This window comes from Citrobacter sp. Igbk 17 (assembly GCF_028069775.1).
Classification (GTDB): Bacteria; Pseudomonadota; Gammaproteobacteria; order Enterobacterales; family Enterobacteriaceae; genus Citrobacter.
The window spans coordinates 1-10,927 of sequence record NZ_JANEWI010000061.1; the positions used below are offsets into that span (position 1 = coordinate 1).

Here is a 10,927-nt window from a genome sequence, read left to right on the forward strand (position 1 = left end):
GGGATTCCCATGTCGGCACCCTCTCTTGAATACCGGATAGAAATACAGCACAAAAACTGCATATACATCCAGCAATGAGCAGATAAGCCGTACTGTTCAGGAAATGTTTGAAGAGGCTGAGTTCTGGTTAGCTGAATCTTAACAAACAACCGTAGCTACATATGGCGAAAAACTCTGTAATGATAGAGTTACGCCCACTCTTAATCCCGGTATTAAAAAGTGGGCGTGCTACCCGTTTTTAATACTAAGCAGGCACTGGAACGTTAAAGACACCCTCGTAGTCAGCTGTGTCAATTAACGGTTTTATGCTGGAGTAGTAGTTTTGCCACTCAACTAGTTTGGCACGGGACTCTTCAATAAAACCAGCCATAGCGTTAGATTCCTGGATTTTCGTAATGGCCAGCTGTAGACGCATCTCTGCTGTTTTAGGGTAATCAACTCCGAATGTGACACCGCTATTTATCATAATTTGATACTCCCGATTGCGATCACGTTAACCCATACCGTTACCTGTGAAGATCCACTATTGTGAATAAAACCTGTAACAATATCATTGGTTGTACCTTCAATTGCTACGCGCCAGCTTCCTGAATTACCTGACTCACCTACAACACTAACCCCCGGGTAGTTACTAAATTGTCTTGCGCCTTCAGATACCCAATTATATGTGTAACTTGTTGAGGCATTTGCGGGGGCCGTAACCGGAAAACGCCGCGTTACTATTTGCATTCCCGGCCCTACAAACGTAACAATATTCAGGCTATTCCCGCCGCTTCCGCTGTTATTGCCCGCACTCGCCAGATTGTACTCATTCGTGGTTGGTGTGCTCCCCCTTGCATCAGTCATGCGAATGACAGGATCAACTCGCCCCCCTACAGTGTTTTTTACCGTTAAGGCCGCTTTGGCTACAGACACCCCGGCCACCTGGTAATCGCTGACTAACTCACCGCCGTAAGCAGTGGCGTTATTAGCAGGCGCGGTAGCGTCATTTTTAATCACACTCCATGACGCAAGGACAGACTTTACCGACGCAATAAACGTCTTTACCCATCCCTTTGTGGCCGCATCCTTATCATCTACCGGATCAGCGGCTAAAGGCGTCGGGCCATCTGGTCGCACGTTAAGCCACGCCTCCGCGCGATCCTCAAGGTCAGACAGGTTGTTTGCCTTAGCCAGCGCAGCAACAGGATTGTGCGATGCGGCATCCTGCGCCGCCTTCTCGGCTTTCCCTTGCGCGACTTCTGCTGCTGTTTTGGCACTATCTGCCGATGTGGCGTATCCGGAAGATGATGTTTCAGATGCCAGTGCTGCGGCGGCGGCTGCCTCAGCGTCGGCTTTTGCCTGGATGATGACTGGCTTATCTGCAGCAACCTGTGCGGCATCGGTATGAATCTGGTCAGCCAGAGGAATAAGGTCTTCAATCTTCATCGTCTTCATTATATCGATAATACGAAGCCACGAGGGACCGGTATAAGTCGAGCCATCGGCCATCTTTATTGTGATATCACCATTGACCTCCAGCAGTTGATACCAGTTATCGATTTCCAGAACGCGCTGACGAATGGCATAGGCTGTATCTGTGGCTATCTGTGCGCTGATGCTGTTCAGGGTGTCACGCGGCATCGCGGTCCACGCAGAACCCGACACTGCCGGCCCGGCATACGGACGTGAAAGTGTCAGCGCACTATCACTCTCAACCGTTTTTACAGGAAGGGTATACGTCACACCGCCTGTTTTCATGACAATAAAATCACCGGCCGCCAGTTCAGTGCTGAATGAAGTCCCTGCCCCTGATACCCGGCCTCATACTCAACGTAGCGCGTCAGTTCACGTGCCAGAGCAGTGTTAACCGGTTCGTAAGCCTGTTGGTTGAGGTCGCGCACACCAGCCAGTAGCGAGGCCAGGCGGCGGGCGCTGTAGGTATCAGCACGTTTGCCATCCAACAGCACCAGCAGTTTGGCAGCCAGGTCGGAATCAAGCTTACTGAGCAGCGCAACCATTCGCCGAGCAACGCCGGTAAACGGGAACTCCTGCCCGTGATAGTCCCAGTAATCACCCTCTTCTTTGCCGAATCGGAACAGCAGCTCTTCGCCGGTAGGCCATACCCAGCGCAATTCACTGGCCGATGCCAGATAGCGTGCGCCGTCGTTAAACAGACGATACATACGCTTCGACTGGGTAATGATGTCGGTGAGGTTTTTATACTCGGTATCAAAAATAACGCCGCGCCAGAATGAGCCATAGCCCAGGCCGACAAGTCGACGAAAGCGCGCCAGCTGCGCGGCGGTTTTACCCGGACCACGCGTTCCCTCATAGAGGATTTCGTTACACGGGCAACTCAGGGAGAGCGACTGCGATCCCGGCAGAGGTTTCCAGACGGCTTTGTAATTCATCCACCAAGAACCTCATTTTGTTGTTTCTTCGCAGCAGCTTCCCATTCGTCCACGTTATCGCAGGACGGTACCGGCATGATGCTGTGGGTCGCTGTAACCTTCTGCTCGACCTGCTCTTTAAACGCCTGCACTTTGATGTGCTTGCCGAGCAGCTCCAGGTTCTTGACCTTATCCGGCCACTTAACCTTCTTGAGGATGGTTTCCGCCGTCTCCTCGTCGAAGTTCAGAATGGTCGTGCTGATATCCAGCCCGGTTAGCGAAATTCGCCAGGCCTTTGGCCAAAGGCTGATCGGCTTGAGGCTGCCGTCGTCATTTAGAATGTCCAGAACGTCCATCTGGTCGATCTCAACTAAGCGACGGAGCACATAATCAGCATCAACACCCACATCTTCGTTGCGCTTCGCTTTGAGTTCAGCGATCCTGTTTTGGATGTCAGGTTTTGACAAGTTCTGAGCGGCGATACGGTTTGCAGTTTTGACGCTGTACCCCGCTCGAATAGCCGCTTGTGTGGCGTTTAAATCGATGAGGTACTCGCGACAGAACATCTCTTGTTTGTCGGTGAGTGCCATAAATAAGTTATCAGTTCCAAAGGAAGATTAAGAATGGCAATGCTGTCCATTGATAAGACATGCCCCCACTGTTTGAAGGAGCGGGCTGTATTGAGATGTATTGAACAAGCGCCTTTAAGAAACAAATGTTATTCGCTGGTATTTCAATGTCATTCATGCTTCAAGCTTTTAATTGCTGAGGTAGAAACAGATATTCAAAGCACCCCAGAGGATTATGCAAAGACGCAAGTTTACCCCGTCATTCTCAATAATAACCCGCGATTTAACGTCCTCGATACTTACCCTTCACATAAAACCTTTTCCGCGCCAGAAGCAACCCCAGAGAGAGCTGCAAAATTTTTTGTAGAGGCAAAAGAAGATTTTGCAAAAGGACGTTATGAAACCAGCGCAATGAACTGCCGAAAAGTGATCGATATCGCGACCAAGGTGCTTCATACAGGCAATGAGGATAAGTTAGTAAAACGAATATCCGCAATAAGAGGTACGGGACTCATAACACAAGAAATGGCAGACTGGGCACACATCGTCCGTATTGATACAAATGTTGCAGTTCATTCAGATGAAGAATTCACCGCTGATGAGGTTGATCAGCTTTTGAAGTTCACAGAAGTGTTTTTGACATACTCATTCACTTTACCTGCGATGGTGAAAGCCAAGCGGGATTCTGAATAAACGTAGAATGTCTCCATTCCAATACGATGGGTCTGCCCATTGTAATGGCAATAAAACAGCCACCAGCGCTCGCCAGTGGCTTAATGAGGGTAAGGTTACACCTCTAGTTTTTGAATCGCCTGGATTGAAGTGACAACACATTGGCGACGACTGACATTGTTTGCTTCCGCAATGTCCATCTCAGTTAACAGAACCTGAGAGTCTATATCCTGTCCTTTTTCTAATCGAAGGAAGTGATTGCCTTTATTCACCAAAATCCAGTCAGCGGAGTAAATCTCCCAAACGAGAAAATACAACATAAGCATCCTTATCAACAGTTATAAACACTGAAGTGTAAGTCAGCATAAACCTTACTAAAAGCATTATCGAAGCCCCTCAGCGAAGAACTTCTGTAATCCTATTGCCGGTCTTGTTCGATTTCTCGTATCCCCGCTAGCTGGTTATTCGCCTTCTCAATGGTTGACAGCAGCGGGTTAATCCACAGCACAGCCTGGCAGTACGTTATTGAGCTGGCGGCAGCGGTGCTATCACCGGCTGCGTCAGCGTTCCCGGTATCGGTGTGCATTGCGCTGGCACGTAAACGGTTCGCGTAGTTGAGCAGCCCACTAGCAACATCAGCAGGAACAGGCATATCACAGGTTTTTTCACGTCGGAGAATCTCCCGGTATTCGATGACAGTTTTCTCGGCACCAGCATCTATCAGCGAATTCATGCGGCTGGCGTTCTCAGCTACCTGATTAAACCGGTTTAAGTTGAAAGCATGGGTAGTTATCACCGCCGCCTGTAGCGCGTTGTCGCTGCGCAGCACCCGGTTATCACTCTCTGACGCGGTCAGTGCCGCATTGCTGCGTACCAGCAGAACACAGAGCACCGCAATGATGGTTACGACGACCACCAGCAGAATCGCGACAATCGTAATTTTACTGGTTTTCATCAAAATACCCCCGGAACTGATACCGGAATGCCTGGGTTAAGCGGCCCGAGCTCATCACCAAGAACCTGAGGTTTTTCTGCCCACAGGCAAACTTCACGCTCAATCTCACGCCGGGTGATTAAACCCTTCCACTGTTTTCCATCAGCGTATGTCCAACGTCGCAGTTGTTCACATGCGCCTTTCGAATCACCCTGGTTGATTTTCCGTAACAGTGTGGAGGTTTTGAAGTTGCCAGCACCGACGTTGTACGCGAACGAGTAAAGTGCACCGCGCATTGTTGCCGGGATTGGGGCCTTGATGTAGGGGTTAATCTGACGGGCGACAATATTCAGGTCTTTATCCAGCAGCGCCTGACATTCTGCTTTGGTGTAGGTCTTGCCGAGGATAATATCTTTACCAGTATGGCCCCAGCATACAGTCCACACTCCAACAACATCCCGATAAGGCTGATAGCGTACACCTTCAAGGCCATCATTACCCGTTGGGCCAGTAATCAACGCCGCAGCGATAGCAATAGCGCCAGCGGGTATAGCTGCAATAACGCTATTCTTCAGCTTTTGTGGCATAGCCATTGCGACGATCCTCCCGTTCTTTCCAGCGGAAATACCAGTTCACTGCACATGTGATTACCGTGCATGCGATACCGACAATAATTGCCCAGTCGCTCAGGCTTAACCCTGCAATTCTGTCGGCCAACATCCAGGACACCTCTTTTGCTGTTTTAGCTGTTTCGGCATATGCCTTCGCTGATACACCGCAGCCGGTCAGCGTGGTTCCTGTTCCATATGAAAGTCTGCTGTAAATGGTGCTCATTTTGGTCATAGCCTCACCTCCGATTTTCCGGATGGCGCTGTGTGAGTTAATAAGGAAGTTGAATCTCTCTAATTTGCTATAAAGTTGCGAAACTGAATTGCCGATACTGATCAGACAAATCCAAATAAGGGCAGCCCATGCAAACAGTATCGACATACAAAGATTTAGCCATGGCGGTTTTGGCAGATTCCAACAAAATAGAAATCACCGGAGACATAAGGAAAGGAACAGTAAAAATAGTAACCAGTGGCACCGTTTCGTGGGTAATTGCAATTGGCGCTATTGGAATTGCCTATGCAGCTATCATGATGATTCCTGCAACTGGCGGCACAAGCTCTACTTTATCTGGTATTGCGGCCCCCGCAGCGGTAGCAAGCATCGGTCTCCCCGCAACCACCGCGGCGATTTCTATTGCTGTTAGTGCAGGATCATTATCGGCGATAAAAAAATTAAGGAATTACAAAGTCGAAACACAATCAGATGGCAAGACTATCTTGGTAAAAAAATAGTAAACAAAAAGTCCCAGCGTTTACCCGAGGCTTTTTGTTGGTCGTAAACCAAAGCTATGGCGACAATATCAGACGTACACAGAATATATGCTTGAACAAAACAGACATAAGGAAAATCAGATGATATCTCCCAATAATCAAAGAATTTCAGAAATATTCAAACGGCTAGCTGAGATCGCTAACGAAACCGCTAAGGTAGCAATCAACCCTACTTTAACCCCAGCGCAAAAGCAGAAGGAATATGATAATTATTTTAGGGAACATGATCAGTTAACAAAAGAAGCTCAGGAGATTTTTGGTAAACCAAGCATGTACTGAGTTTGTCGTTACATAACCTCACGCAAGGGACTGCAATTAATGTGAGCGTTTGTCTAACCAGACCTACATGTTGAAATATCATAAGCATTAAAACAAAAAAGCCCAAGGTGTAAACCTCGGGCTTGAAAATCGATTCACTGCCAGTGCATACAATAATGGCACAATATCAGATTTACGCAAAATATATACTATTTAGTTCATTTCTGCAATGCCTTGCTGATAATTTGCTGCCTTTTGTTGTGAACGTGATCGCGAAACATGATGTAGCGCCTGGGTGTCGAGGCCCTTATACAAGCAGGTCATTACATCGTAATGCTCCACATAATTCTGAGACCAGTTTGTTTTGTTAACGCCCACCAGCGCAGCCAGATCGCCATACTGATACTGCTCCTTCCCAGATAGCTCTCCTTTCACATCCTGCGCCGCCAGCCATATCAACTGACGCAACCGGTCGATAGTCTTATTTGCCACCCTCTTCCCGGCAAGTTGCTGGCTGAACTGTTGCCACCCCCACTTAGTAATTTCCACCTGATAGCACCAGCGCACGTCCTCGCTATAGCTCCACAGCAACCAGGCCTTCTGGTGCTCTTCGAGTGACATCAGAGCACGGCGCCACGATGCGGTGGAATATTCAACCGGCTGCACCAGAGGAATATGTGAACCCTTGGCATGTGATTGTTTGCCCGGTATTGGTGGGTTATCCAGCGTAATCATTTTCCTGGTCACTTCATCCAGCACTCGAGGCTTTTTACGTTTAAACGTTCCCGTATCGAACTGCGCGTTTTCAAGCCACGCCATCAACTGCCCTTTCGTCGCACCACTTAAATCGGCGGTGGCCACCATCAACTGCTGGCGCACGTATTCGAGAAATTGAGTGCTCATACAGCACCGCCTATGGTTTTGATGTAATTCTTCAGTATTCGGTAGTCCGTCAGCACAGAGCCGGGTAAGTGGTATAAGCGCAATCGTTGCCAGCGAACACGGGGGTGATCGGCAAAGTAGGTTTCGAAAGTCATGCAGCCTCCTGTTTCTTCAATGCGCGTAGGTCGGCCAGCGCGGTAAGCCTGATTTCCTTCAGCTCTTCGACTGTCCAACGGTGTGGAGTGTTATCGTTCTCGAGCGACAGCACTGGCTCTTCGCCGTAACATTCCACCAGCGCAGCTCGGTATGCTTCGATATTCCCGGATTTGTAGACGTTGCAAACATCACACTGAAGATGAATGTTAAAGCGAGTGAAGCGCAGATGCCCAGCGGCTGCCGTAGTCCGATAATGGCCGGCATGCCAGGCGAACGCCGTTTTCGTTCTGCAGGAAATGCAGCCCCGCCCCTCTGCCAGCTCGGTTTCGCGACAGATGTCGTTAACCGCACGCTGCGTCAGGTCTACCCAGTGCTTCAGCGGCTTAACTGCAGCTTTACGCTGGCGCCAGGCGGCTCGCTCTTTCTTCTCAGTGGCGCGCTGTTTGGCGGACTCCTTGCGCCGTGCATCCTCCCGGACTTTTCTGGTCTGCTCTTTCCCGACGGCGCTGGCGCACTCGTAACCACATACGGTCTGCGTGTCTCGCACCGGGTGGAACCACTGGCGGCAGTCTTTGTTAGCGCACTTACGGCGCGGTAGCTTAGCCATGCTCACCCCCACGCCTTGTTTTGCCAGACACGGCTTGGGCGCGGGGCTTTCTCGGTTTCCGGTAACTGCACACTGACAGTCCAGGTGATGTTGTCACGATTAAGACTGCGTTCAACCGTGGCGCCACGACGACGGTAACTGGCCACCAGCTCGTCGGCCTGCTCGGTTGTGCATTCGTGATGGTGAAACCAGGAATATTTCATCGCCATCACCCCGCAAAGCTCATGAGCTGCGATGCGGCGTTTTCCGCTTCACGCTGGTCCTTGAATGCCCGGGACAATACCCAGCGCCACAGAACATCGAGCGCGGCTTTGTACAGCTGCTGGAACTCGGCTTCGTCCATATTGGCAAAAGCAATACTGCGGGGATGTTTGCGAAGGGTTCCGTCAGGAAGCTGGATAGCGTCGTAGTGGCCAGACTCGATGATCACCCATGCACGGTATGCGTCATAGGATTTGCAGATACTGATACTACCGGAGCGCTTATCTGCGATACGGTCGAGATATTGCTCGGCAGCATCCAGGAGTGCGGCTTCGCTTCCCGCGAATGAGGCAAGGAACTTGGCATAGCCGGTTACCAGCTTGCGCTCGTTGGAAGAGATCGCCCCGCCGGTTGGTTCCCAGTATTCGAAGCCGAGATTGAGTAATGCGAAGAAGCGACGGTGAAAAGCCGGGTTGCGTACCTGCCGGAACTCAGCCACCAGCACGGCGCCGAGTTTGAATTTTGATTGCAGTAAATCGCTGGTCTCCGGCGTAGCGGGGATCAGGATTCCTGATTGATGCTTTATTAGATGTAATTGGTGCGCCATGGTTTCTCTCCGTGGCGCAGTAGGTTACGGTTGTTCAGACCGTTGATTTCATATTATCAGAAGGTGGGGTTACCCGGTAGCCGAGACGGTGAATAAACTGCATAAAACCATTAGGAGTAAAGACCTCTTCATCATCCAGCAAAGGCCGCATAGAAACCATGCCATTGACGCGATAAATTAGATGCCTGCCCGATGAAGGAAAGCTAAACACCACGCAGCCGTCAGACCTTCTTACAATGTCATACCAGTTGTCTTCTGACGTTTGCAAAGCTGAATCACTCACATTTATGTTCTCCCTTCGAGCGACATACAGACGCGATTAAAGAATGTCGGCAGCAGCATCAAAGGGATACACATTTTGGTATTCTGATAAATGCGCGCCAGCCTTAAGCGCAATTCTAATAAAACCAGTCGTCAGCGCTTTCCCAGGTATCCTGGAGGATTGATTCAATTTTCTTTTTATCGTCCTTATCACCACCAAAAACACTTAAACCATCCGCACCAGCACGGCGGATTGTGAGCCTGCAATTGTCATAGTGATCATTCAGGCGCTTAAGCAATTCTTTCTCCAGTGCTGGTACCGCACCTTTAGGAAGTTCTTTCATGCGATCAATGGTTAATTCAACTTTCATAATGGTCCCCATTGCATATACTGTTTTTTTATACAGTATACCGATACACGGAAATGATCAACGGTTTAAGAGCACAAATTGTTAATTTTCTGTCAGGCGTAAAACAAAAAAAACCGCCGTAGCGGTTTGAATTAGCAGTGTTTTATTATGCGGCAGTTTCTTTCTGCTGACACAATCCGAGAGATTCGCCCTCACTATTGCATCATCAGTGAGCAACTGTGTGACCATGAGGTAAAGCGTATCCAACTTTCATTCGTCTTTTTCAATCAGCAAAGGGCTGGTTAGTGCTGTGAGTGGGCTTTGTTCACTTCATGGTAGATAAATCAGCTCTGGATAAGTGATAAGAGTGAAATCAATCCGAATTAACAACCTAAAGCACATGAATCGGAACACAGATATTAAAATCCTAAAGTCTAGTAACAAATAGCCGATATGAGATATTGCTTATCAGTTTAAAAATCATCTATTGAAAAAATGGGGGGAGGCGTTGAAGCGAGTAGAACGCGATTTTATCTGTCTGTTTAATTGTGTGTGGTATCAAGATTTCCCTGTGTTCAAAGGTGAATATATCAACCGTTCCAACTGGACCATTCATGTTGGCCTGGTCATGCGCGAGTGTGCAAAGTTAATGGGCGCAAGAACATTTTTTGAACAAGGCGGGCGTACCGATGCGGTCCTACAATATCCAGACAATCAAATTTTAACCTATGTTGAGTGGGAGTATAATCAGGCAGACAGAGATAGCGTTAACGAGTTAGACAAACTGCTTGAAAAAAACGACAAGTGCTATTTCTCCACATTCATCTCATATTGTCAGCATGAAAACATCAATATTGTTATTGAAAAAGCAAGTAGAATATGGAGTGAAGCAAGCAGGCCTTTGATTTTTTTTCTTATCACCTATGAGCCTCAAACGAAAAAACGCCGCCATTTTTTAGAACTCAGAACTTATTTTTTCTCAAACGGCAAAAGAAAACTAGTTCGCAAACAGCCTGCGCTTCCATGGGATATTGAGCAACGAAAATACAATGTCGAAGAAGACGCAGGATAGAAGAGACATAAGGTTTTCACGACAGTCTCGTTTCGAGCCCTAACTAAAATATTCTGTTCGGAGCAACCAAATAGCTCTGGCTTTGCTGTGACCATGTTCACGGTACTAACGCCTCTCCAGGTCCGCTTCTCGCTCATGGTGGACCAAAATCAAATCTAAAATGACGTGGCTAAGCGGGAGTACATAGTGAATGACAGGATGCTCCGGGCAGCACCATACTAACTCAGTTCCTGTCAGAGGAAGGCGTTGTTTCATGATGGGATGAGCGCTCCCGCCAGACAATCCATGCTACAGCCGCCTCCCATGATATATATCCATTATTGCCATGTTTCGCCCGGCGGAGATCAACTGCATCACCAAACTTTTCAATTATGAATTTTTCAAATTCTATGCGTTTTTCTTCGTCGTTCGTTGAATCCATGCCTTCCCCAGAAGTGTCCTACGAATCGCTCGTATTGCATAAAAAATAGCATATATAATAGAGAGTGAAAAACCCGCCGTAGCGGGTTTAAATAGAGAAATTGATTACTATGATGTAACCCTAAAGTTCTATGAAACTCTTCTATATCACCCGAACCACAGCCTTTTCATTTCTCCACGGCAG

At 48.4% G+C, this 10,927-nt stretch carries 17 protein-coding genes and 1 pseudogene; 4 read left to right on the top strand and 14 right to left on the bottom strand.

Features of this window, described 5'->3' with window-relative positions:
- Window positions 1-462: 462 nt before the first annotated feature.
- From NNO08_RS22330 to NNO08_RS22340, 3 genes and pseudogenes are all read right to left on the bottom strand, one after another.
- The gene (locus NNO08_RS22330; protein WP_271457561.1) at window positions 463-1,740 is read right to left on the bottom strand and encodes a hypothetical protein; all 1,278 of its coding nucleotides are present in this window, start codon (window positions 1,738-1,740) and stop codon (window positions 463-465) included.
- Between the two features lie 272 nt (window positions 1,741-2,012).
- Window positions 2,013-2,393 (bottom strand): annotated as a pseudogene (locus tag NNO08_RS22335) (terminase); the annotation flags it as partial.
- A complete protein-coding gene (locus NNO08_RS22340; protein ID WP_271457562.1) occupies window positions 2,390-2,962 on the bottom strand; it encodes a terminase small subunit in 573 nt (190 codons plus the stop codon). The pseudogene NNO08_RS22335 and the gene NNO08_RS22340, both read right to left, overlap by 4 nt.
- 33 nt (window positions 2,963-2,995) lie before the next feature.
- Here NNO08_RS22340 and NNO08_RS22345 point away from each other — a divergent pair, with 33 nt between their 5' ends.
- Entirely contained in the window at window positions 2,996-3,634 is a 639-nt protein-coding gene (locus NNO08_RS22345) for a DUF4145 domain-containing protein (RefSeq protein ID WP_016156693.1), read from the top strand.
- Between the two features lie 397 nt (window positions 3,635-4,031).
- Here NNO08_RS22345 and NNO08_RS22350 read toward each other — a convergent pair whose 3' ends face one another.
- From NNO08_RS22350 to NNO08_RS22360, 3 genes are read right to left on the bottom strand one after another with little or no spacing between them, the layout of a single operon-like run.
- Complete coding sequence (locus NNO08_RS22350) at window positions 4,032-4,568, bottom strand: hypothetical protein (protein ID WP_271457563.1); 537 nt, start codon at window positions 4,566-4,568, stop codon at window positions 4,032-4,034.
- On the bottom strand, window positions 4,568-5,140 hold the full coding sequence (locus NNO08_RS22355) for a lysozyme (protein WP_271457564.1): 573 nt from the start codon (window positions 5,138-5,140) through the stop codon (window positions 4,568-4,570). Before NNO08_RS22355 ends, NNO08_RS22350 begins: the two co-directional genes overlap by 1 nt.
- Window positions 5,112-5,390 (bottom strand): phage holin, encoded by a 279-nt coding sequence (locus NNO08_RS22360; RefSeq protein WP_271457565.1) that lies wholly within the window; start codon window positions 5,388-5,390, stop codon window positions 5,112-5,114. Before NNO08_RS22360 ends, NNO08_RS22355 begins: the two co-directional genes overlap by 29 nt.
- 128 nt (window positions 5,391-5,518) lie before the next feature.
- Here NNO08_RS22360 and NNO08_RS22365 point away from each other — a divergent pair, with 128 nt between their 5' ends.
- Together NNO08_RS22365 and NNO08_RS22370 are read left to right on the top strand one after the other, a co-directional pair.
- Window positions 5,519-5,890, top strand: a complete 372-nt coding sequence (locus NNO08_RS22365) for a hypothetical protein (RefSeq protein ID WP_271457566.1) — start codon at window positions 5,519-5,521, stop codon at window positions 5,888-5,890.
- 120 nt (window positions 5,891-6,010) lie between these two features.
- Window positions 6,011-6,208, top strand: a complete 198-nt coding sequence (locus NNO08_RS22370) for a hypothetical protein (protein ID WP_271457567.1) — start codon at window positions 6,011-6,013, stop codon at window positions 6,206-6,208.
- A gap of 192 nt (window positions 6,209-6,400) precedes the next feature.
- On the opposite strand, the gene NNO08_RS22375 is transcribed toward NNO08_RS22370, so the two are convergent.
- The 7 genes from NNO08_RS22375 to NNO08_RS22405 all read right to left on the bottom strand — a co-directional run bounded on the left by NNO08_RS22375 (window position 6,401) and on the right by NNO08_RS22405 (window position 9,272).
- The gene (locus NNO08_RS22375) at window positions 6,401-7,090 is read right to left on the bottom strand and encodes a bacteriophage antitermination protein Q (RefSeq protein WP_271457568.1); all 690 of its coding nucleotides are present in this window, start codon (window positions 7,088-7,090) and stop codon (window positions 6,401-6,403) included.
- Complete coding sequence (locus NNO08_RS22380; protein WP_271457569.1) at window positions 7,087-7,224, bottom strand: YlcG family protein; 138 nt, start codon at window positions 7,222-7,224, stop codon at window positions 7,087-7,089. Before NNO08_RS22380 ends, NNO08_RS22375 begins: the two co-directional genes overlap by 4 nt.
- Window positions 7,221-7,832 carry a recombination protein NinG gene (locus NNO08_RS22385; protein WP_271457570.1) on the bottom strand — a complete coding sequence of 204 codons (612 nt, stop codon included), beginning with the start codon at window positions 7,830-7,832 and terminating at the stop codon, window positions 7,221-7,223. Before NNO08_RS22385 ends, NNO08_RS22380 begins: the two co-directional genes overlap by 4 nt.
- Window positions 7,833-7,834: 2 nt before the next feature.
- Window positions 7,835-8,041 carry a hypothetical protein gene (locus NNO08_RS22390; RefSeq protein ID WP_271457571.1) on the bottom strand — a complete coding sequence of 69 codons (207 nt, stop codon included), beginning with the start codon at window positions 8,039-8,041 and terminating at the stop codon, window positions 7,835-7,837.
- Window positions 8,041-8,640 (bottom strand): DUF1367 family protein, encoded by a 600-nt coding sequence (locus tag NNO08_RS22395; RefSeq protein ID WP_271457572.1) that lies wholly within the window; start codon window positions 8,638-8,640, stop codon window positions 8,041-8,043. Before NNO08_RS22395 ends, NNO08_RS22390 begins: the two co-directional genes overlap by 1 nt.
- A 34-nt stretch (window positions 8,641-8,674) precedes the next feature.
- On the bottom strand, window positions 8,675-8,923 hold the full coding sequence (locus tag NNO08_RS22400; RefSeq protein ID WP_001568777.1) for a hypothetical protein: 249 nt from the start codon (window positions 8,921-8,923) through the stop codon (window positions 8,675-8,677).
- Between the two features lie 115 nt (window positions 8,924-9,038).
- Complete coding sequence (locus NNO08_RS22405; RefSeq protein WP_000861984.1) at window positions 9,039-9,272, bottom strand: DinI family protein; 234 nt, start codon at window positions 9,270-9,272, stop codon at window positions 9,039-9,041.
- A 487-nt stretch (window positions 9,273-9,759) separates the two neighbouring features.
- Between NNO08_RS22405 and NNO08_RS22410 the strand changes: the two genes are divergently transcribed.
- Window positions 9,760-10,323 carry a hypothetical protein gene (locus NNO08_RS22410; RefSeq protein WP_170973743.1) on the top strand — a complete coding sequence of 188 codons (564 nt, stop codon included), beginning with the start codon at window positions 9,760-9,762 and terminating at the stop codon, window positions 10,321-10,323.
- Between the two features lie 223 nt (window positions 10,324-10,546).
- Here NNO08_RS22410 and NNO08_RS22415 read toward each other — a convergent pair whose 3' ends face one another.
- A complete protein-coding gene (locus NNO08_RS22415) occupies window positions 10,547-10,744 on the bottom strand; it encodes a hypothetical protein (protein ID WP_271457573.1) in 198 nt (65 codons plus the stop codon).
- Window positions 10,745-10,927: the final 183 nt, after the last annotated feature.